The organism is Oscillibacter sp. 1-3 (assembly GCF_000403435.2).
Classification (GTDB): Bacteria; Bacillota; Clostridia; order Oscillospirales; family Oscillospiraceae; genus Oscillibacter.
Genome location: NZ_KE159703.1, coordinates 643,656 through 664,602, shown reverse-complemented (window position 1 = coordinate 664,602; position 20,947 = coordinate 643,656). Strand labels below are relative to the sequence as shown.

At 46.8% G+C, this 20,947-nt stretch carries 20 protein-coding genes and 1 tRNA gene; 2 read left to right on the top strand and 19 right to left on the bottom strand.

Annotated features, from left to right (window positions below; genetic code table 11):
- The first annotated feature begins 472 nt into the window (after positions 1-472).
- Positions 473-548: transfer RNA gene (locus C816_RS03215), tRNA-Ala, on the top strand.
- Between the two features lie 155 nt (positions 549-703).
- Here C816_RS03215 and C816_RS03210 read toward each other — a convergent pair.
- The 10 genes from C816_RS03210 to C816_RS03165 all read right to left on the bottom strand — a co-directional run bounded on the left by C816_RS03210 (position 704) and on the right by C816_RS03165 (position 7,261).
- On the bottom strand, positions 704-1,522 hold the full coding sequence (locus C816_RS03210) for an SWIM zinc finger family protein (RefSeq protein ID WP_016320978.1): 819 nt from the start codon (positions 1,520-1,522) through the stop codon (positions 704-706).
- Positions 1,523-1,651: 129 nt separating this feature from the next.
- A complete protein-coding gene (locus C816_RS03205; protein WP_016320977.1) occupies positions 1,652-2,002 on the bottom strand; it encodes a hypothetical protein in 351 nt (116 codons plus the stop codon).
- A 61-nt stretch (positions 2,003-2,063) separates the two neighbouring features.
- Complete coding sequence (locus C816_RS03200; RefSeq protein WP_016320976.1) at positions 2,064-2,387, bottom strand: HepT-like ribonuclease domain-containing protein; 324 nt, start codon at positions 2,385-2,387, stop codon at positions 2,064-2,066.
- Entirely contained in the window at positions 2,377-2,643 is a 267-nt protein-coding gene (locus tag C816_RS03195) for a nucleotidyltransferase family protein (RefSeq protein WP_207636881.1), read from the bottom strand. The genes C816_RS03200 and C816_RS03195 overlap by 11 nt, the downstream gene beginning before the upstream one ends.
- A 210-nt stretch (positions 2,644-2,853) precedes the next feature.
- Positions 2,854-4,293: a tyrosine-type recombinase/integrase gene (locus tag C816_RS03190; protein WP_016320974.1), complete on the bottom strand. Its 1,440-nt coding sequence runs from the start codon at positions 4,291-4,293 to the stop codon at positions 2,854-2,856.
- 4 nt (positions 4,294-4,297) lie between these two features.
- Positions 4,298-5,458: a tyrosine-type recombinase/integrase gene (locus C816_RS03185; RefSeq protein WP_016320973.1), complete on the bottom strand. Its 1,161-nt coding sequence runs from the start codon at positions 5,456-5,458 to the stop codon at positions 4,298-4,300.
- A 3-nt stretch (positions 5,459-5,461) separates the two neighbouring features.
- Entirely contained in the window at positions 5,462-5,758 is a 297-nt protein-coding gene (locus tag C816_RS03180) for a DUF6809 family protein (protein WP_016320972.1), read from the bottom strand.
- A 63-nt stretch (positions 5,759-5,821) separates the two neighbouring features.
- The gene (locus tag C816_RS03175; RefSeq protein WP_016320971.1) at positions 5,822-6,226 is read right to left on the bottom strand and encodes a hypothetical protein; all 405 of its coding nucleotides are present in this window, start codon (positions 6,224-6,226) and stop codon (positions 5,822-5,824) included.
- A gap of 253 nt (positions 6,227-6,479) precedes the next feature.
- Entirely contained in the window at positions 6,480-7,055 is a 576-nt protein-coding gene (locus C816_RS03170; RefSeq protein ID WP_016320970.1) for a helix-turn-helix domain-containing protein, read from the bottom strand.
- Positions 7,052-7,261, bottom strand: a complete 210-nt coding sequence (locus tag C816_RS03165; RefSeq protein ID WP_016320969.1) for a helix-turn-helix domain-containing protein — start codon at positions 7,259-7,261, stop codon at positions 7,052-7,054. Before C816_RS03165 ends, C816_RS03170 begins: the two co-directional genes overlap by 4 nt.
- Before the next feature lie 453 nt (positions 7,262-7,714).
- Here C816_RS03165 and C816_RS03160 point away from each other — a divergent pair, with 453 nt between their 5' ends.
- Positions 7,715-8,233: an endonuclease/exonuclease/phosphatase family protein gene (locus tag C816_RS03160; RefSeq protein WP_016320968.1), complete on the top strand. Its 519-nt coding sequence runs from the start codon at positions 7,715-7,717 to the stop codon at positions 8,231-8,233.
- Positions 8,234-8,473: 240 nt separating this feature from the next.
- Here the strand turns inward: C816_RS03160 and C816_RS03155 are convergent, their stop codons facing one another.
- From C816_RS03155 to C816_RS03120, 9 genes are all read right to left on the bottom strand, one after another.
- The gene (locus C816_RS03155) at positions 8,474-9,244 is read right to left on the bottom strand and encodes a CAP domain-containing protein (RefSeq protein ID WP_016320967.1); all 771 of its coding nucleotides are present in this window, start codon (positions 9,242-9,244) and stop codon (positions 8,474-8,476) included.
- 158 nt (positions 9,245-9,402) lie between these two features.
- On the bottom strand, positions 9,403-10,320 hold the full coding sequence (locus tag C816_RS03150) for a hypothetical protein (protein WP_040654564.1): 918 nt from the start codon (positions 10,318-10,320) through the stop codon (positions 9,403-9,405).
- A gap of 36 nt (positions 10,321-10,356) precedes the next feature.
- Positions 10,357-10,908, bottom strand: coding sequence for a hypothetical protein (locus C816_RS03145; RefSeq protein ID WP_016320965.1), 552 nt, complete (start codon positions 10,906-10,908; stop codon positions 10,357-10,359).
- Between the two features lie 12 nt (positions 10,909-10,920).
- Positions 10,921-12,903, bottom strand: a complete 1,983-nt coding sequence (locus tag C816_RS03140) for an AAA family ATPase (RefSeq protein ID WP_016320964.1) — start codon at positions 12,901-12,903, stop codon at positions 10,921-10,923.
- An 11-nt stretch (positions 12,904-12,914) separates the two neighbouring features.
- Complete coding sequence (locus C816_RS24160) at positions 12,915-13,076, bottom strand: hypothetical protein (RefSeq protein WP_016320963.1); 162 nt, start codon at positions 13,074-13,076, stop codon at positions 12,915-12,917.
- Positions 13,069-15,252 carry a DEAD/DEAH box helicase family protein gene (locus tag C816_RS03135; protein WP_016320962.1) on the bottom strand — a complete coding sequence of 728 codons (2,184 nt, stop codon included), beginning with the start codon at positions 15,250-15,252 and terminating at the stop codon, positions 13,069-13,071. The genes C816_RS24160 and C816_RS03135 overlap by 8 nt, the downstream gene beginning before the upstream one ends.
- A 12-nt stretch (positions 15,253-15,264) precedes the next feature.
- The gene (locus C816_RS03130) at positions 15,265-16,410 is read right to left on the bottom strand and encodes an aminotransferase class V-fold PLP-dependent enzyme (RefSeq protein ID WP_016320961.1); all 1,146 of its coding nucleotides are present in this window, start codon (positions 16,408-16,410) and stop codon (positions 15,265-15,267) included.
- A 13-nt stretch (positions 16,411-16,423) separates the two neighbouring features.
- The gene (locus tag C816_RS03125) at positions 16,424-20,029 is read right to left on the bottom strand and encodes a hypothetical protein (protein ID WP_016320960.1); all 3,606 of its coding nucleotides are present in this window, start codon (positions 20,027-20,029) and stop codon (positions 16,424-16,426) included.
- Positions 20,026-20,937, bottom strand: coding sequence for a DUF4007 family protein (locus C816_RS03120; protein WP_016320959.1), 912 nt, complete (start codon positions 20,935-20,937; stop codon positions 20,026-20,028). The genes C816_RS03125 and C816_RS03120 overlap by 4 nt, the downstream gene beginning before the upstream one ends.
- Positions 20,938-20,947 lie beyond the last annotated feature (10 nt).

Below are 20,947 nucleotides of genomic sequence, written 5' to 3'. Positions count from 1 at the left end.
TCCATAGCGAGACACATCCGACCCGATTTTCTGTTCCCTGTTTTCCTGTTCGATTTGTTGGACTTTCCCCTGAAAATCGAATATTTGAGAAATCCAAAATTTGCAACTTTTTTTCGTGAAAAGTGCCGATTTGGGCCTGTAGCTCAGCTGGGAGAGCGCACGGTTCGCATCCATAGTGAGACATATCCGATCCGATTTTCTGTTCCCCGTTTTCCTGTCCGATTTGTTGGACTTCCCCCTGAAAATCGAATATTCCAGAAATCCAAAATTCGCAACTTTTTTCGCATGAAAAGTGCCGATTTGGGCTCGTAGCTCAGCTGGGAGAGCGCTGCGTTCGCATCCATAGTGAGACACATTCGACCCGATTTTCTGTTCCCCGTTTTCCTGTCCGATTTGTTGGACTTCCCCCTGAAAATTGAATATTTGAGAAATCCAAAATTCGCAACTTTTTTCGCATAAAAAGTGCTGATTTGGGCTCGTAGCTCAGCTGGGAGAGCGCTGCGTTCGCATCGCAGAGGTCGAGGGTTCGATCCCCTTCGAGTCCACCAAATAAGAAATCACTTCAGTGAAAACTGGGGTGATTTTCTTTTGACCACAGAAATACCACAGACGGGTTTCAGAAAATTTTCGGGCGGCGGACTGTTACTTTGGCCCGCCGTCCTATTCTTTGGATATAGCGCCTCAACCTTTACTGTGTGTGAGACTATCGAAACACGAAGCTGCCGGTCGTTTTTCCATCCACGGCAAAAGAGAAAAAGGCACCTTGACTGATCGCCGCAGCGTAACCGCCCTCATTCCAATCGAAACCGTCCTTCTCTTCCAATAGCTTCAGCGTCTCCCGCAGCTGGAGCATGGCGGCAAAAGTGTGCTTGCAGGGATAGCCGCAATAACAGCTGCAGGTGAGATTTTTGATCTCGCCGCCGCCATAATCAAACTCGATCTCATAAGGGGAAGTTCCTTCCACGATCCCCCGCCCATGACCACGGTCAATGCAGAGGTAGACAACCCGGTTCTCTGTATAGTAGTCGTGCCCACGCTCCGCAATGGCGCTGGTGACCTTCATTCCGCTGAGGTCGTCCAGCCGAAAGCTGTGGTCATCACTGCCGGACACATAGACGTCATCCTCTTTGTCCGGAGCCTTGAACCAGGTGATGATTTTCTCATAGGGGATTGTCTGAGGGTCAAAGGATACCAAGTGGGAGCCGGCCATGTGGAGTTCTCCAGAGATGTGGGTATCCGCCACAGCGACCACCCGCTTATAATCGGAGAGCTTGATTTTAAAGCTGTAATTCACAGCGGTCACACGCCCCCGCAGGCCCTCCAACTTGCCGTCCACATAGACGGTATCTCCCACCTGGAGGTCAAACTGGTCGTTGTAGTAGGACAGATCCATTCCTCGCTTGGGGAAATAAACCTGCACCAGGGACTTTTTCGGTGCGGAGATTGGAGCTTCATCCTTAGAGCAAGTGATATTGTCGGCATCTCCTTGAATCTCATTCCAAAAACCAATTTTCTGCTTCATACAGAATCCTCCTTTTGGCGTGGTGTCTCGCATTGTGCTTCCAGCTTACAGCAGGAGGTGTCCAATAAAACTCCCTTTTAATTTTTTGTTCCAATAGGAGCAATCCAGCTCACACTCTGCTACCCGAAGTTACTCTTCATCTGAGCAGTTCCAGTTCTGCCGCTCAAGGAGGGCTTTTACAGTTTCCTTCAGTTCATCACTGAAATCTTCCAGAGCTTCTATGCTGATCACATCATTGTTGATAAGCGCAATGATGTTGTAGATAAAATTTGTCCGGGTCATTTCTAGCTGGACGCCTGGATTTCTTTTGTCACTTCTTATCCGCTTATCCAGCTTCCAGAATTTTTCTGACGGATCACCATCGCCGCTCAGCAGTTCTATGTATTCATCGCATAGCCTGCCCATGTATGCTTCCTGCCAGCTGCCAATTTTACTGCGGAAAAGGGCCCAATCCCGTTTTGTAAATCGCTGTTCCTGCAAGGCCTCATTCCTCCAGCCAAAAATGAGATATGCGGTCTGGCAAATTGCTTGCCTTCACATCTTACAGCAATTCCTTCAAGATGTTCCTCAGACCCGGAATATCTCCACTGATAATCTCCCACACAAGTCGAAGGTTTACTCCCTCATAATTGTGGACGATGCGATTTCGAAGGCCGTTCATTTCACGCCAGGGTATTTCAGGACGACACTCTGCAAAAGCAGCATCCACAATCCGGCACAATTCTCCCATCTGACTGAGATTAAACACACAGGCCTCCGCCAGCTTTGTATCCTCAGAAAAGCTCTCATAGGTATAGCCCTGGCAATAGTTCATCAGCTTTTCGGAATAACTATACAGCTTTTGGAGGATGACTTCATTTCTCATAAATTGTTACCCCAGTAGAACAAATCTCACGGTCGATTTTTGAGTCCTTCTCAATATGCCGCACATCAAAAATGTCCACAGGCATCCCCACCGCTTGCCGGACGGCCTCCATAAAGCCCACAAACTTCAGCCCCTGTAATTTGCTGTCCACCAATAAGTCCAGGTCGCTCTTCTCTGTGGCAGTTCCTTTGGCTACAGAACCGAACAGGACGGCGCGCGAGATGCCATAAGCGGCGAAAACAGGCGCAAGCACCATCTGTATATCCGTTAGGCTTTGAGGCATACCAGCACCCCCTTCTGCCTCTTAGTATACACCATAATTTCAGAAGAGAAAATAGGAAAATAAAATTATGATGGCAGAATCAAAATCTCTCCGTGCCCTGTTAGAATTGTCTGCATAAGCTCCTTTTTATCGGAGGACAGCGAATCGTTTTCGGTTCGCTGCCCTATCTTTGGATATGGCGACTCAATGTCTGGAGGGCGCCCCTGCTGCCTGTGCCGCTTTCAGCTCCGCCAGTTCCCGCTTCATCTGGACGATTAGCACCGCCAGTTTTTCCTCGCACTCCTCGCGGGTATGGGCATAGATGTTGCGGGCGTGCTTTTTTCCGTCAATCCATTTGGGGGAATAGCGGCCCTCCCACAGGTGGTCATTGATTTGGCTGATGCAGCCCGTCCCCGGCCTGCGGTGAGGGGGACGGTACGGCGTAAACTCCACAGGAGGAACGGCTTCCTCCTGTTCCACTTCGCCCTGTTCCTGTACCTCCACCCCGGCGATGCCCTGGTCAATATTTCGAGCCGCGTTCCGCTGCATCTCGCCGGTGACGTGGGTGTAGATGTTCAGCGTGGTGGCGGAGGAGACATGCCCGATGATGGTGGCCAGGGTTTTCACATCCATACCGTTCTCCAGGGACATGGTAGCGAAGGTGTGACGGAGATCATGAAACCTCACCCTTTTGCACCCGGCCCGCTCCAGAATAACTTGCAGACGCTTGCGGACATAGCCTGGGTCTACAGGCTGCTCCGGCTTGATGCGGGAGGGGAACATCCACTCTGAGAATACCTGCGCCTTGTACTCCGCCAGCAGTTCCACCATGGCAGGCGGCAGAATGATGGTGCGGACGGCGGCCTTAGTTTTGGGTTCATTGACCTCCAGTCTGCCGTTGACCGAATACACCTGTCTGCTGATACGGAGCCGGCCTGTCTTGAAATCCAGGTCGGTCCATTGCAGGGCCAGCAGCTCACCCCGGCGCATCCCCGTGGTCAGTTCCAGGAGAAACAGTTCGTACATTCCCTCCACCTTGGCCTGGATCAGGAAGCGCCGAATTTCCTCTTTGGTCAGTATTTTCATTTCCTTCTCCCGTAGAGGCGGCAGCTTGCAGCCGATGGCCGGGTTGGTTCGGATGAGCCCCTCCTTCACCGCCCGGTCCAGCGCCATCTGACACACCGCGTGACAGCTGCGTACCGAGCGATCCGCCATCCCCGCGCCGTGGCGCTCCACGTTGTTGAGCCGCCCGCCCTTTTTCATCTCGGTAAAAAACTGCTGGAGGTCGGACTGGGACAGCTTGTTCAGCGGGATGTTCCCCACTCCCGGAATGGCGTGGAGGTAGATCCAGTTCTCATAATTCAGCTGGGTGGTGTGCCGCAGAGCCGGCTTGGAGCAGTTCTGATACCAGAAGTCCAGCCAGTCCCCGAACCGCATCTCCGCCCCGACCTTCACCGGCCCGGAGCCGCCCTGGGCCGCTTTCAGCTGTTCCAGCTTCTCGGCGCACTCCTTTTTGCTCTTGGCCAGCACATTTTTCGTCTTGGGATTGCCATTGTCATCGTAGCCGATGACCACCCGGCCCTCCCAGCGGCCGTCTTTTCTCTGACGGAGCGTTCCCTCGCCCTTCTTCCGTTTCTTCGCCATACCCTCACCCCCTTACCATGATGTCATCCAGAAAGCCGCCCACGATCTCAGCCGCCCGGCGGTGCATATCCCCGGTGACGTGGGTGTAGGTGTCCAGGGTGAAGGACGCCTTGGTGTGACCCAGGATACCGGAGAGGGTCTTGGCGTCCACGCCGCTGGTCAGGGCGTGAGTGGCGAAGGTGTGGCGCAGGTCGTGGAACCGGATGCCGGGCAGGCCGGCACTTTTCAGCAGGGTCTTCAGGCGGCTGTAGGCCCTGCCGGGATTGACCGGGTCCTCCGGGCGGAGAGGGTTAGGAAAGATCCACTGGGAGCAGGAGCGCTTCTGCCGCTCCCGCAGCAGCTGCGCCGTACTGGGCGGCAGGGTGATGGTGCGCCGGCCCTTTCCCGTCTTGGTCTCGCCGGTGGTCAGCCCGCCGCCCTTGCGCCGGTGGAGCGTCCGGCGCACCGTCAGCGTCCCCTTCTTCCCGTCGAAGTCGGACCACATCAGCCCGCAGATCTCACCCCGGCGCATCCCGGTGGTCAGCTCAGTGTAGAAGAAATCGCACCAGACAGGGTCCTTTTTGATCTCCTCCATGAACCGCTCCAGCTGCTCGTTGTTGAGGATCTGCTTGGCGGCGGTCTTCTTTTTGGGGAGGGTGACATCCTCCGTGGGGTTTCTCGCCGTGAGCCGCTCCCGCACCGCCGCGTCCATGGCCTGGTGGAGCACACCGTGGAGACTGCGGACGGTAGAGCCGGAGAGCGCGTACCCGTACTCGGGATGCTCGGTCTTGCGCCCGTTCTTTTGCACCTCCCGGTACAAGGCCTGCACGTCAGCGGCAGTCACCTTGCACACCGGCCTGTCCCCCAGGCGGGGCTTGATGTAGCACTCGATGTACTGGCGGTAGCCTCTCAGCGTGGACTCCCGCACCGTAGGTGAGACGTACTCCTCCAGCCAGCGGTCCAGCCAGTCCCCCAGAGACATCCGGCTGTCCTCGCTCAGATCCACATCCCGGTACTCCTCGATGCTCCGGTGTAGCTTTTTCATCAGGGCCTTCTGGCTCTTGGCGGAGACGTACCGGAAGATGGAGTCGCCGTTTTCCTTGTGGCCCACCACGATGCGGCCCTCCCAGCGTCCGTCCTCACGTTTGCGCACCATGCCGTCGCCAGACGGTCTGCGCTTTGCCATTTGTTACTCACCTCCAACCCGAATATCTCCGTCGTTGTCATCCATGCACTCGGCCATGATCCTGACGCCCAATCGGAAGCCCAGGATGAAATTCTCGGTTGCCGTGATGCTGTTGATCTCATGCTGGGAGCGGATGAACCTTGTGAGGGTCTGCTGCCCTTCCTCATTAAGGAGTTCCATCAGCTGCGCCTCGTACTTAGCGACACGGTCCATCGCCCGCTTCAGCTCTGAGCCAGGTATCATCTGCTGCTCACAGGGTGTGATGTTGCCGTAGTAGAGATCCTCCAGAGTCGTTCTCATGTCTGCTACCTCCTTTGCAACACCAACACATACCACACTTCGTCGGGAATAGCTACTACTTTTTTACAGCCCGCCGTTCTGGTAGCGGACCGCATCGTCCAGCGTAACACTGCCGCCGGTCTTTTTTACATTCTGGACGCACCGCCCACGGAGCGCCTTGAGCTGCTCATCGGGAATCTCCATCCCCGCCGCCAGCACATTCATCACCATGTCCTGCTCCACCGCTAGCTTGAAGAGCAGTCGGCAGACGCGGTTCTCCGAGTCTTGCACTGTACCGCGAATAGCGGACATGTACATAGGCGCTACGGCTGTGCAGTCTCCCGCTGTCAGGTAGTCGCAGTAGAACCGCAGAGCAGTTTCCACGAACTCATTTTGACTGCGACAGTGTGCTAGCGGCATCGCCGCTTTGATCTTCCGGTCGGTATCCGGATCAATTCTCATCTGAAATCTCACTTTTTCTTCTGCCATGATGTTATCCTCCAAAACTGTGTTTTTCGGGGCTTTCGCCACCTGTAATGCCAGAATTTTCCTTGCGGCAGTAGAGTTTGCGTCCTTATCAATGCCATATCCAATGCCACGCCGGGGAATTTGATGCCATTCTGCGATTTGCACAGTTTTTCTTAAAATGTACCGCAAACGGCTTCAAACCTCGGTTTTCCCGCCTCCCGGCCCGCATTGCGGGCCGGTGTGACCCGGCGTGGCGGCGCAAGGCGCCACGCCTTTATCCTGCACTTTTTTCGACCCCCCGGTTCACCTGACCGTTTTGAAAATCGCTGAGGTCACCCGTTCCGTACACCGGGCCGCACAGCCCCGACACACCGCGTTCCACTGTTGGGGGCGTTGTAGGATGCCCAGCCGGCAGGGGCGGCTCCTGAGCCGCGCACAGCTGCGACAATCGTGCCTGTGCTTTCTGTCGTTCTGTGTCCAGCTCCAGTTGACTGAGCTGCCGCTCGTAGTAGTGATCCACCGCTTCACGGATGGGGCGGATGTGGTAGCGCAGTGTGCCGTTGCGCTTGCGTCCGTCTCGGGTGACGACGGTGGTGGGCTCCGTGCGGATGAGGCACTTGTCCTCCAACTCCAGCACATACTTGCGGACGGTGTTGGCGCTCATCTTCACCGCTCTGCCGATGGTGTTGTAGCTGGCGTAGGACTGGAAGGTTTTCCTGTCCTCGATGTGCATCAGGTAACCGTAGATTGCGATGGCGCCGTAGGACAGGTCCAGATAGAACACCTCATTGGGCAGAGGAGAAAAATTCTTGGCTGGGTCGCCTTTGGAATAGAGATCGTACTTCTTCATGCCGTACCTCCTGTGTGCTCTTCCACCCAACGGATGAACGCCTCCTTGGGAATCACGATGCGGCTGCCGATGCGCAGAGAGGGGAACCCCTGCTCGTGCATCAGCTCGTACCCGCTGGACGGCGAGACGCCCAGCACCTTCGCCACTGTCTCCGCGTTCAGGAACAGCGACAGCTCATCGTAGGTCTTGTAGATGGATTCTTTCATACTGTACTTGCTCTCCTTATTAGTTGTGATGATTTTTCTCTCTGCATTGGAGCACAGGACAGAGTGTGATAGCCGTCCACACTGTTCTTGCCATACCAGAGAAAATAAAAAAACCTACACATCCCTGCTGGCAAAACAACCAGCGGTACAGAATATTGTACCGCGAGGTCTTGCACAGCCTCGGATATGTAAGTCGGAAGTAGAGCGAGGCAGTTTGTTCAGTTGTTGTACTCGAATATATGTTCTGTGTATAGGATACTCGATCAGGCAGCTTTTGTCAAGAGGGTGCGTATAAAAATTTTTGGAATTGGGAATACTATAAAATTTTCCATGGCTGTTGGGGTGTGCTTCTTGCGTCCGACGATATGGGCGGCCTTGATTATCCATTTGAAATCGAATAAAATATTGACAGACGAACCGTATCGTTCAACTGGACACGGGAGGAGATGCGACTTGAGGATTGCCACTTGGAACATCGAACGGCTGAAACACAAAAAATCACTGGAGCAGATTCTGTTTGCCTGTGAACAGACTCAGGCGGATATCCTCGTGCTTACCGAGACAGACCATCGTGTGAGACTGGATTATCCGTACAGCTTCCACACGCCGCCGCTGACAGATATTCAGCCTGTATTCTATAACCTCACCGAGAACAGAGTATCCATCTACACAAATTACCCTTGTATCCGACAGCATAAGACCTGTGACGAGTATACCGCACTGTGTGTTGAGTTGGAGACCCCTAAAGGCCGTCTGTTGGTCTACGGAACCATCATCGGCATTTATGGAAACAGACACCCTTCGTTTCAGCAGTCCTTGGTCCAACAGCTCGACGATATCAAGAGGCTCTCCAATAGTGGGATACCTCTGTGTGTTTGCGGCGACTTCAACTGTAGCTTTTCCGACGGTTACTATTTTACGAAGCAGGGCAGAGAGACTTTGCTCCGCACCTTTTCCGATTACGACATTTAGCTACTTACAAAAAACGAGGCAGAGTGCATCGACCACATTGCTGTCTCGAAGCGCTTTATCTCCAACAGCGGCATTCAGATCACAGAATGGAATCAGGATAAGCTGATGTCTGACCATAAGGGCATTGCTGTGTGCTTTTCGTAGCGGCTTGACTTTTTTCTTTGGATATTGAGGAGCAGAATCTGAAAGCCAAGAGCAGACCTCAGATGTGGTCTGCTCTTGAGTTTCGTTGGGCGGTTGCTATGCGTAGAAGTTGACACTGTTGGGGATTCCAAGGAACAGGTAGCAGTAGGTTATACCATCGCACTGAGTCACCCCCACTCCGATACAGTCGCATCTTGGGTCGATCATCGTCTCGAAGTGTCCGAGGGAGTTGACCCAGTTGTCGACGGCGCGCCGGGCGGCGTCGACTGTACCTGTGAAGACCGTGAGGTTGTCACCGAAGCCGTAGGGATAGCCAGCGTCAACAGCGGCTTGGCTCTCCTCCGGGGCGTGATGCCATGTGTAGCGCCGGTTAGAGCAAACTTGGGCGGCGTTCATCAGGGCTTCGTTGATGGGCAGTTCCGATACCCCATTGGCCTTACGGGTTTGGTTGACCAACTGGACTATCTCCTGCCGTATCTCAAGGTTGTCTGTTAGACTGACGCTGTTCCCGTCGGCGGGGGCTTCCGGTGTGTCAGGAGTAGCGGGGCCGACCGTCAGCGTTACGGTTCCGGACTCTCCCGCGCTGTTGGAGGCGGTGATCTCCGCACTCCCTTCCGCTTTGGCAACAGCTGCCCAGAAGGTCAGTACCTGCTCAACCGCTACTGTGTCCGGGTCGCTGGAGGTAACAGTGTAGTCTGTTCCACTGGGCCCGATGATGAGGCCGCTTCGCTCTCCCACCTCCAGGGTGCTGCCCTTGTAACTGCTTACCCGGATGGCAGAATCCTCTGCTACAGCAGGGACAGCAAGTGCGGTTACAAGGATGGCCACCGTCAGTGTAGTGGCAATGTGCTTTTTCATGCTGGTCATACTTTTTCCTCCTGTATTCAGTATTTTTGGTGCTCTTGGCAACCAACACAATACCGAATGAGGAGGAGAAAGTCGAGTGGAATATATGTTGACAGCAGAGAAATTTATACGGTCAAATGTAGCAATTTAGATAGTCCAATTATCGTGTGCTTTTCATATTATAAATCACTACCCTCTTGCTTTTTTAGCCACTTGATCATAAGAGTTGGATCCTGAAATATCTCTTGATCCACATCGTCAAATTCGTATATATCTTGTTCTAATTCATCACTATTAAAAAAATCATCGCTCTCATCCCCACTATCCTCAATCTCTTCGCCAAACGGGTTATCATCCTCAATGTCCGTCTCTAAAAACATGAGATCAAACTCTACGCCGATATCAGCTTGGTACGTTCCGATAGACTCTTCGTACTCGACATAATCGTCACCATATTCGTACTCCGGAGCAGACAGCGTATCCTTGATAATTTGGTTAAGTTCTTCTCGATCAAGTTCTTTATAAATGAAATCAACAGGTAGCAAATCATGAATCGTTAATTTACAGCCAGCAAAATAGTAACTTCTTGCCAAAATATAAACCATATCTGCAAAATACTCAACTCCGCTTTGGATTGAAATATTCGCAATATCAAGTTTGCTAAGAAGCGTTCGATAATCGTCTGTTATTGGATACCAGTCCGATAAAACGCAACGATTGCCATATCCAATAAATGATAGTATCATCTCATTATTGCATTTGAATAGGCAAATCGTCCCATCCGCTTCGATAAGTGGATGCATCATCGTATGTAAATCATGCGCTGCTTGGCTACGATATCTTTGAGCCGTTAGCAAATTGATTGAGAAAAAGACACAGTCATTAACTGAAAATAGACGTGATACATTATTGAACAGCTTAAACATCTCTCGCTGATTTTGAGACAAAGATATTTCACTTTTATTATCAAAATAAATAAACTGTTCAGGTGAATGATTGAAAAATTCAGGCTCGAAGGTGGAGATGTGTCCAGCATTAGAGAAAAGCTCCATTGCGCATTTATAGAAATCTTCACCGTTATGCTCTAAAAGCAACACATAACCACCTTCTTCTGGCCTATCATCTTTAACGAATTATTTAATTAATTTAGCAATCTCGTTTGCATAAGAGACACCCTCAAGTTCTTTTTTAAATGTGGTCATAACCTCATAAATTTTGCTAAGATAATCGTCCTGAGTCTGGCATCCATCTGTAAATTGCTCGTACATGGCTTCAATTCCACCGCGTACATAGTCATGGAAAAGCTCCAAATTACGTTGGAATTCTTCCTCTTTTTCAGGTTGGACATCATATCGAAATGCCCTGTTGATTCGCTCTTCCGGAGTAAGCTCAACGGTTTTATCGAGGAGCATAACCATTCGGTAAAGAAAAATACAATTATCCCGTTCCTTAGCAAACGCATCTGCATATATGCGAGCACGGTCGACAGATGTTGTGTCACGCTTTGCTGTCCGAGAGTAAAGAAGTCCAAATACCGCAGCGTTCATGTATACATCGATATAGCGCTCAAAAATTCTCGCTGCGGACGGATTATCAGGACTCTGGTCATCTCGAGAGTTTTTCTTGGCAAGAAACTTCAGAAATGTGGCATGCTTGCCGTAGATAGTATAGTCATTCTCAAACATAATGCCACCTCCTTAGCTAAGACGAGTGAGAGTCTCACTAATTTTATTTAAGTGATACCTTTGACCGACTTTTTCATTCATGACAGGTTCCGCATAGTTCCAGTCTTTCTGCATAACAAACATAATGACTTGCTCCGCAATCTCAGGCAGCACCTTGGAAATGTTAGCGGTATGGGTTTCGTCAGCATTAGAGAACGGAGCGTCCATAACTAGCGGATAGGGTTCAGAAGAAAGATTGATACCGTTTTCCGAGTTATCTGTGACAATTTTGCTCTTTGCAAGTGCCACAAGGCCAGCAATAAACGCAAAATTCTTTACACGGTTCGAGCCTTCAGATTCACCCGCCGCAATTTCTTTGTCCGCAACTGTTGTAAGTAGTTCAACATGATATCGAGCATTGATCGCGACCCGACGGTGGCCATGATACATCCGCTCAAAAATTTCATTGACCTTTGTTTCCAAATCTTCACGGATTGTAAGTTCTTTTTCTTTATAGGTTTCTGCAAGCCACTCTCGAATCGCTTCAGCATAAGCAATCAGCTCCATCGCTTGACGATTCTTTCCGGAGACTGCTGTAAGTGAATCATAGATTTTCTTACAGCTTTCAATTATATTTTTCTGAGCTCCATCATCTCGGTTTAAGCGATCCTTTTTGGCGTGGAGATCACGAAGGCGAGTACGAATATCAGAAAGCTCAGACTCATATTGCCGCATATTTTCTTTGCCTTTGATTTGATCGCTAATTGTCAGAAGTTCATCTTCCCACTCTTGAATACGGCTTTTTGATCGAAGAATTGTCTTATATCGCTCGTCAAGACTACTATATGTATGTTCTGCCGGGCGGGAGAAACTATTAAGCTTCTCTCGGTAATGGCGCACAGTATTTCCAATCGACTCAGGAGGAACAAAAGAAAGTTCCGCTATCAAATGCTGATAGGCTTCATTTCCTTCACAGATTTCCTGACCACAAACACAACGGCCCCTCTTAATAAGTTCCATGATTGTCGGCTTCGTAAGATCTCGGATACCTTTATCGTCGACTTTGACTTCTTTGAGAAATGCACTTGTTGTACTGAGAAGGGGTTGAGAAAAGAAAGCTAATGCTCCAGTGCTAAACTCTCGAAAATATGCAACAGTCGTCTCTGTAAGCGCTCTGCGTTCTCTAGCAATGTCTTGTTCAAATTTTTCCTTTTTCTTTTGGAGAGCTGCTGTAGTCTGGTTATCTCTGAGAATTGCATCAAGCTGCTCTTTCCTAGCTTCGTATTGGTTGATTTGAGAATTACAATCTTCAAGTTGCTCGGCAATTGCTGCACGTTTCGCCTCAGCCGTCTGAATTCGATTCAGGGCTTCCTGCGCTTTGGCATCACCATCCAAGTCCATACTTCCGTACAGTTTACCGATTACTGTAGTCTTCTTAGCACGATCACCAAGGTGTTTGATTGCGCTATCCATAATAGAAAGGCCCAGCAGTCCCTTGACCGCCTCTGCAACATCTTTTCTTGTGCTGATATTGCTGACACGCTCTGTATCAAAAAAGAAGTATGTCGACAAATCTTCTGGTAAGATATTATTGATGACATTGTTAATCTGAGCAGCCTTGACCGACTCAGTCTGGCCATCTCCCTGCTTATAAGAGATCTTAGCATTTGGAACGCTTTCACCTCGGACAGTTCCAGCAGCGCAGTTATATCGTTGTGTTCGAGTAATCACATACTCTGTGCCGTCGTGTAAAACAGTAATCTCTATCTCAACGATTTGCTGGTCGCCGTCTCGCATTTCCTCGGAGAGCTCATAGTTGAGAAGGAAGTCTGGCCGCTGGTCAAAGTTCACCTTACCATAAAAGCACCAGTTGAATGCCTGCAAAAGTGTTGTTTTACCAAAAGTGTTATCACCAAGGATAATGGTGACATTCTTCTCTGGGTCACAAGAGAAATCGACTTTTGTGGTTCCACGGAACTGCCGGAAATTTTCCATTCTTAATGTTTTAATCAGCATGTTCTGTCACCTCAGTAATTCTTCTTGGCCTCATCAGTAATGATGCGCCGAAGTGTCTCAACCATTTGATCTGTAGTTTTTTCTCGTGTTTTAAGATTTTCTTGTTCTGCCTTGAGTATTTTATACTTCATGGCATTAAGACGTTTTTCCTGGATTGTCCGCTCGTCAGACATATTCTTCTTCCTCCTCCATGATAGAATCAACTTCTATATCATAGCTTCTTTGAATTTCTGCGATTAGTGAATCTGAATCAAACGGATTTTCGGCAATAGCGGCAAAGTCTTTCATACGAATGATTTCTCGCCTTGCGAGAGATTTGACACTTTCAATCACATCCGAATTATAATCTCCAACATTGGCCAGAGGAATAGGAAGTGTAATGAAGTCAAAAATTAGTGCATGGTGTTTACCAGGATATTTTCTGAGCACTCTGCCTCTGCGCTGTACATATTCTTTTGGATTGGTACTGCTAGCCATAATGAAAGCAGTTCGAATACTCGGAATATTGACACCCTCGTCAAGGCATCGAATAGCAACAAGAGCCTGAAGATGTGTTCCCTCTGCAAAGTCCGCTTTGATGCGCTCTCGCTCCTCGGCACTTTCCTCGGATGTAAACTTTGTGACCCGCATCCCCAAATCATTTCCAAGCATTTTAGCAACGATATCAATTTGCCTCGCTTCATCAATGGGAGGCTTGCCTTCCTGATAATCAACATCGTGCATTGTGGTGGCTCCACAATAGACAAGGATTTGATTGTCATCCCTATAGTCCTTAATAAGTTGCATGAGTGTTTCAATCTTCCCCGCTGCTCCTGCAACAATTCGTGCCCGTTTTATAAGAAGCATTTTAGCGTACTCACTAACTTTTACCTTGCCATTCTTATCTGCATGGATATTCTTCCTAATTTTAGATGTTAATTCAAGATATTCTCCAAGTTCCTCTTCGTTGAGTGACACCGAAACCGGATGATAGTAATATGGTGTAAGCATATCATTATCAATAGCGTCTTTCAGAGTGTACTCAATACATTTCTTTCCGAAATAATTGTACAATTTCTGTGTTCCTTCTGGATCACCATGCCGATCAATCGTTGCTGAAAGTGCTAGCCGATACGGAATATGGGAAAGTAACGTCTTACTGAGGTTTTCGGCCCCAAAATTATGCGCCTCATCAACAATCAACACTACATTGCCATTGAGTTTTAGCATCAAATCCTGCACATAATCGATAGAAAAGGTAGCATTTGTTGAAACCATACAAAAGTGTTTCTGCACTCCGAGGCTAAAACTTGTTACAGCAGTTTTAAGACGATCTCGCCAATTTCGTTGCGATGAAGCTGAGTAGCATACGATTGGCTTCATTCCAAATGCAACAATATCTTCTTTCCACTGTTCCACTAAGTGCTGATACGGACAGATAATAATTACAGCAAGATTTTGGCTCTTATCGGAAAAAAGCCTTGCAGCTGCCGCAAGTGCTGTATAGGTTTTGCCAGTACCAGTCGCCATATCAAAGATACCAACATATCCTCTCTTAGCCCACTCTTCAATTGCCTCTAACTGGTACGAACGCATATGAACATAAGATGGAACCATCGGACCAACCGAAACTACAGGTTCTTCAATGGGTGTAAACTCGACATTAATGGAACCCTCATCGAGTCTTGTATCAATGCGATCATCAATCTTGTATCGATGTAAAATTTCTTCCTTTATATCTGGAAAATCCATAACTTTAATGCTTGGCTCATAATCTCCCCACATCGCATTGAATGCAGACTGTTTTGCAAGCACTCTATCCGCATCCTGAGTCCATGAAGCGAATACATCGATAGCCTCATAATTTTGGGTAAATGCATTTGCGCTTTCGTTCATAGAGCCAGAGAAAGCAATAATATTTTCATCACTATCGTACATTAGTCCCAACTTTTCATGAAACATTCCAACCGTATTATCGTCTTCCAAAAATGCGATTTTGATTTCTAGCCTTCCTGCTGCAATTAAGTTGCTCAACAAATTCAGCCTTGCCTCTTCAAATTTGCCCTTTGGCTCCTGGAGTTCTCGAAGCAATGCCTCTTTGATTACCTCGTCACGGCGTCTGATTCCGTCATTGATTGCCTCTACATCCTCTGGCGACAGGCGGGGAGAGGCAATCATCTGTATTGTACCACCGTTTTCTATCAAGCCGCAGATTCCAATAGTCAGTGACAGGAGCGCAGAAGAAGAGAAAAACCCCACTGCTCGCTTATATATGATTGCCTGTTTTAGCGCTGGATTATAGAAGTCTTTGATTACATTATCAAGTCGCGACCTATATTCCGGTTTCAGTTCAATATCTCGGAAGCTCATTCCATCCCGCCTTTACAAATTCGTTTCGATGTCATTAAGTGCATCTTTAAGATCTTCAAAATCCTTGTCAGCTGTTAATGCGTTTACACTTAATCTGACTGTACCTGCTGGATATGTGCCAAGGAACTGATGGGCCCTCGGAGCGCATTGCAACCCTGTCCGAACAGAGATACCCCTTTCTGAGAAAATTCCTCCTGCGCTATCGCTACTGATCCCATCTACAAGGCAAGAAACAATGCCGACATATTTGTTCCCTTCAACGTTTCCAACAACTGTAAGGAAATTATAGTCCTCAATTAGTGTTAAAAGTTCTTTCCGTTTCGCCGCTTCCTCGCTATAGAGCTTCACAATTGTCTGCTCTTTAATCCATTTAAGTGCAGCATTCAATCCTGCAATTCCAACAATATTGAGAGTCCCCATCTCATATTTCTCAGGAAAACTCTCTGGCATATCTTGATTTGCCGAGTCATATCCAGTCCCACCAAATAGCACAGGAGGAAGCTGAACGGAAGGTTTCATCAAAAAGCCAGAGATTCCTGTTGGCCCAAGGAGAGTCTTATGCCCCGCAAATACTGCAAAATCTATGGTTTCGAGGCCCACATTAAGATCAACAAGTCCCGCTGTCTGTGCCATGTCCACAAGTGTTACCGCCCCATATTCCTTTGCCAATGCGAAAATATCTTCAACTGGAGACACAAGGCCAATGACATTGCTTGCGTGACTAACAATTACTAAATCTGGACGAACAGAGTCAAACTGATAACGGATTCTCAATATGTCATACTTAAGCAGATCAGTGATAGCAAGTTCTGTTATTGTAATTAGCCCGAGTTTTTCAAAATGATAAAGTGTGCGGGTTACCGCATTGTGTTCAAACGGACTGATATAAATATTTCGAGTTCCCTTTTCTATTACTCCGCGAATAATCATATTTAGTGCAATCGTTGCTGTTGGAGTAAACACTACTTGTTTTGCGGGGCAATGGAAAAGTTCTTGAAGAAGACTTCGGGTCTCTTCAATCATTCCTTTTGCGGAATTGGCCAAGGCATAATCACCTCGACCGGCACTTCCTCCATGATTGCGATAGAACCTATCCATAAAAGTATAGACGATATCAGGTTTTGGATATGAAGTTGCTGCATTATCAAAGTATGCCATTTGCTCCTCCTTGTTAGCAGAGCTTTTTTAAAACTTCCATAAGAACTTGCCGCTTTTCCTGTTCAGAAATAGAGTGTCCCATTGCGTCAAGAGAAGCTGTGATCTGATTAAACAACAACTTGCCTCTTCCAGATACATTGACCTTATCAAACCGTCTCGTCGTGCTAACACCGGATTCATCAGCGAATATGATTTGGTAGTTTGAAGTTTCATTGATAGTTTCCGCAACAACGCTACTATGGAAGTCTTTCGCTGTCTTCATAAAACGGTCGAGCGATCCAAAGTACAGCTCTATGGTTTTACCATCCCAATCTTCGATTCTGAGTCCAGTTGTCAACTTTGCAAGACGAATGATGAATAAATCCTCATCATTTGTTACACTTTTCAGATGCTGGAGGAACTGATCTGTCCCATCGGGAAAAAGTTGTTCAAAACTCTTAGGATCAAGTTGATCACACCATTCCTTGACCGCATCCACAAGTGATATCTTCCGTCCAGTTGCTCTGTCCCCTTTTGGGAGAAAGGCATTTTTAGTTTCTGTGAGCAAATGGTGCTTAAGTTCTCCGAGAAGTCCATCAAATACTGCTTTAGAATCAATGATATCTCTGGCAGCATCCGCAAATTTGTCGTGATAATCAAATACCTCTGGAAGCTTCTTAAATAACAAATCAGAGCCACTGACATTTTGCTTAAGTAGTTTGATCATTTCGAGTTGTTGCCTAAGAATTCTTTCACCTGTTGGATGCTTTATGATCTCTTTAGAATATTTAGGAAGAGCCATATACCAGCGGCGCATAGCATTTGCAACATAGTCGTAAGAATTACCAGCCTTTTCTGCATCAACGACATAATCCGCAAATGCTTCTGCCAATCTTTTGATATAGCGTTCTTTCTCTGGATTCCAATCGAGATATTCGAGTGTAAAGTTGCCAGGTTCGCTGTTAATCTGAACGAGAACATCCACACTCGTCTGTACTGGACCAAAGCGATCATTGATAACAGTCTGTTGACGATAATTGTGCATGACCGCGGCAAGATAAATCGGAATCAACCCATATCGTAGGCCAATATGATACTCTGGTGAAGTTAGCCTCTCATAGAGCACGCCAAAATTGACTTGTCCATTTTGACGCGCCTCAAGGATAAAATCCTCAATTGTTTTAAGCATATTTTGCATGGCAACATCTTTGGGATGTAGATTCATCTGTGGAATACCACTGTCCTCATTCCAGATCCCTGTCCGAAAGAGAGTACTGCGCATGATAGAGACCTCTTGTCCTGTGCCAGAAAGACCAAGATTGGGTTCCAATTCACTGCGCAGCAGCGCTCCAATAATTTTGTTTCGGCTATTCTGCGCAATGCGTGTAATATCGTTCTTATTCACGGACTCATTATTGATTACTGGAGTCAGGCAGTAGACTTCATCACATATTTTGGACATTAACTCAGTAAGCCCCGACTTGCGATGGATGTTCATCAGTTCGCCATTATAAATATAAAACGAACGATAGTTCTCCGGATGCGTGTATGTGCCAATAAAGTCATTAATAACCTCTTGTAAGTCCTCGAATACTACTTCATATTCATCAAATAGAATTGGATCATCAATTGCATGATCCCTGAGTTGCGTGACCGCAGCATATTCCAGAGAAATCTTGTCAATAGCTTGAAAGTGCTTAGGAAATGCAAATATGAACCGTTTGCAGTTCTTACTAGAGGTCCTGATAACTTTTTTGATTTGCTGAAGTTGATCTTGACTTTCTGGAATGATTCCGTAAATAATCCCATCAGCATCAATTTTTTCACTCTTGACATCCCAATTTACATCGGGAGTAACTTCTGCGCCGGAAATGAACTGGAACGCAAAAAATCGAGTCATCTCATGACTGTCATTGTAACGAGATGGGTACATATAGTTGTCAAAATTCGAAGTATTGAGTATTTCCTTCGTTACAATCTTTCCTGCCTGTGTTTCCATCAAATCGTGAATTTTTTGCTGAATATCAACTCCCGATGTCTGTTTTAGCCGGAGATAGTCATTACTTCGCTTGATATAAATAACAAATTCTTTCTCAATCAGATTGGCAATAGCCTGTTCAATTTCAGTGACACCATATGAACTAGAGTAGATACCAATAATCTGTTCTTTTGTAGGGCTTAACCGCTCAAACTGTTCGAGCATATAAATCAGTGCGATAGTTTTAACAATTTTGCTGCCAAGCGTTTCTCCTGGGAGCTGGTTAAGTATCATGCTTGTAAGAATAAAAGTATCATGGATTCCTCCAGCATATACTTCTTTTTTGAATAGCGGCTCAAAATAGTCATAAATCTGATCTGGGGTAACAAGGGTAAACTCATTCTCATATTTGTCGAGAAATGCAGGAAGCGTAGCTGTTCCTTCTGCAGAGAGGAAGGTAAAAAACGTCCGTTCATTCTGAGCAATACGCTCAGAAAGTCTTGGCAAAATAAAAGTAGCAACTGGATGAAGTGGGAAACAGCCCCTAATAGCCGTTTCAATCTCTCCCTCGGAATCCACAAATATCTGATGCTTTTGATAACGATTGAATAACGAATCAAAATCACAAGCGTGTACATCACAAAACTCTCTCCAACGAGGTTCTTTATGCTGAATTACAGAGGAGATGATTTCATATGTCTGTGAAAAATTATTATTCATGTGGATGTGTTTGAAACGTTCAGACACTCCACGCCAACCATCGGTTTTTTCTTTTGGAAGTCTGTCAATATAATTTGAAATTTCTTTGTGAGAAATGAGCATTAGGTGGAGTTGTAGATCTCCACTTCTAGCACATTTTTCTGCAAAGTCCTGGAGCATTTTCGTATCACTGACCGATGCATCAACTATATTGGCCTCAAGAAATTTACTGAACTCATCATATACAACATAAATCCCAGTATAACCTTTAGCCTTGAGACTTTTAGCAACACTTTCATATAACTCAACCACATCAAAACCAAGGAAAGGATTAAACACACTTCCCGAGGTTAGTGCTGGATAAATCTTTTCAAAAGTTTCATAGGCGATAACGTCATAGTTTTCCAGCCTATCGATAAACAAGTTGACTGGTTCATCAATTTCTGCTTGAAATTTGGAAAAAGTTTCTGGAAATTCCGCCTCCCACCTTGTGATTGCACTGATTGCCGCCCTATAATTAGTGTCTGGCATAGCACTTATTAAATCATGCTCTGAAAGCGTCCTTTGTAAAGCAAGTAGAAACGCTTGGGTAAGGCTGGTATTGCTGCCGCTGATTACAACGGGAAGGATGTTGTCCTTGCTCTCATAGTAATTTTGAACAAGTTGGTAGAGTATTGGGTTTTCTTCGACTTTTGGCATAAGTTTCTCAAACAGTCTAAGATCCCGTTTCATAAGAATGGAGAGAATCGTGAGCACAATATGAGATTTACCCTTTCCATATGCTCCAATCAGCACTCTCGCTCGATCTGAAGATGTTGGACTAACACTTCGTATAATATCTTCCAGAAGATTAAGCGCCGATTTTGTTGGTATAAAGTTTTTCAGTTTATCGTCGCTTCCGATATCATACCCAATATTAACGGAGTACTGGAATCCAGAGGCAACAGAAATCATGTCTCTCATGTTCTATTCTCCTGACAACGCTCATTGATTGATCTATAAAAATTCTCTACACATTCGAGGAAATTGATTTCCTCTTGGATAGTAATCACGTCAAGGCCTGCTGTGCGATTGATCTTGATAAGTCTGAGTTTCTCAATTCGATACAGTATATCAAGCATAGCAATTGAATCGAGGTTAAACACCTTTCCTATGTTACACGGTGCAGTCAAAAGTTCATTTAAGCTGATTTCTTTTCGGCCATTAGCATTGTCCGCAATGACTGCAAGCGCAACGTATGGGTTGAGTGTACCGCTTGCTGGAATACTCTTTTTATACGTCTTCTTGCGTTTATTCAAAATGTCAATCAGTCCAAGCTCACCAAATGGACAGTCAATATTGTTTTCCGGAGACACTCTTGTTGGATTGGACTTATAGCGAGGTAAATAAGTATTAATGATACATTGAAAATCATCGTTAAGCGACCGAATAGCATAATTCATTTCGCCATCTGTCATCTTAATATATTTCTGTAACGCTTCAACAAAATCTTCCCTTGAGAATTCCGACACAGAAAATTCGTTGAAGAAGAAGTACCATGCAGTCGCTTCTTCTTTCTGTGAAGCAAGCCTATACTGCAATAGATAGAGTGTTCCAAGCTCTTCAACATAAGTATCATACTTGAAAATCAATTTTCCAAGGTCAGTAAAACTCTGTGTCCGTTTGCCTTTACTGGGTTCCGTAGTAAGATTAACCGCCTGAAGCCAGTATCGAAGAGCCTTTACCATGTTTGCTCCGATTCCAAGTACATCCATTGGATTCTCATCATGTGCTATAAATACATCTGGCTTATTGAAGACACAGCGCATGCCCTTGCTGAGCCAGCCTTTTCTAATAAAAAATGTATCATGAGCTCGAAATTTCATTGGCATACTATGTCCT

Excerpts from the sequence above, each read along its gene's own strand:
- C816_RS03125 (WP_016320960.1), bottom strand. The coding sequence starts at position 20,029 with ATGAGAGACATGATTTCTGTTGCCTCTGGATTCCAGTACTCCGTTAAT.
- C816_RS03210 (WP_016320978.1), bottom strand. The coding sequence starts at position 1,522 with ATGAAGCAGAAAATTGGTTTTTGGAATGAGATTCAAGGAGATGCCGAC.
- C816_RS03170 (WP_016320970.1), bottom strand. The coding sequence starts at position 7,055 with ATGAAGAAGTACGATCTCTATTCCAAAGGCGACCCAGCCAAGAATTTT.
- C816_RS03155 (WP_016320967.1), bottom strand. The coding sequence starts at position 9,244 with ATGACCAGCATGAAAAAGCACATTGCCACTACACTGACGGTGGCCATC.
- C816_RS03190 (WP_016320974.1), bottom strand. The coding sequence starts at position 4,293 with ATGGCGAAGAAACGGAAGAAGGGCGAGGGAACGCTCCGTCAGAGAAAA.
- C816_RS24160 (WP_016320963.1), bottom strand. The coding sequence starts at position 13,076 with ATGTCTGACGAGCGGACAATCCAGGAAAAACGTCTTAATGCCATGAAG.
- C816_RS03120 (WP_016320959.1), bottom strand. The coding sequence starts at position 20,937 with ATGCCAATGAAATTTCGAGCTCATGATACATTTTTTATTAGAAAAGGC.
- C816_RS03130 (WP_016320961.1), bottom strand. The coding sequence starts at position 16,410 with ATGGCATACTTTGATAATGCAGCAACTTCATATCCAAAACCTGATATC.
- C816_RS03180 (WP_016320972.1), bottom strand. The coding sequence starts at position 5,758 with ATGAGAACGACTCTGGAGGATCTCTACTACGGCAACATCACACCCTGT.
- C816_RS03145 (WP_016320965.1), bottom strand. The coding sequence starts at position 10,908 with ATGTTTGAGAATGACTATACTATCTACGGCAAGCATGCCACATTTCTG.
- C816_RS03135 (WP_016320962.1), bottom strand. The coding sequence starts at position 15,252 with ATGAGCTTCCGAGATATTGAACTGAAACCGGAATATAGGTCGCGACTT.
- C816_RS03200 (WP_016320976.1), bottom strand. The coding sequence starts at position 2,387 with ATGAGAAATGAAGTCATCCTCCAAAAGCTGTATAGTTATTCCGAAAAG.
- C816_RS03140 (WP_016320964.1), bottom strand. The coding sequence starts at position 12,903 with ATGCTGATTAAAACATTAAGAATGGAAAATTTCCGGCAGTTCCGTGGA.
- C816_RS03165 (WP_016320969.1), bottom strand. The coding sequence starts at position 7,261 with ATGAAAGAATCCATCTACAAGACCTACGATGAGCTGTCGCTGTTCCTG.
- C816_RS03175 (WP_016320971.1), bottom strand. The coding sequence starts at position 6,226 with ATGGCAGAAGAAAAAGTGAGATTTCAGATGAGAATTGATCCGGATACC.
- C816_RS03185 (WP_016320973.1), bottom strand. The coding sequence starts at position 5,458 with ATGGCAAAGCGCAGACCGTCTGGCGACGGCATGGTGCGCAAACGTGAG.
- C816_RS03195 (WP_207636881.1), bottom strand. The coding sequence starts at position 2,643 with ATGGTGCTTGCGCCTGTTTTCGCCGCTTATGGCATCTCGCGCGCCGTC.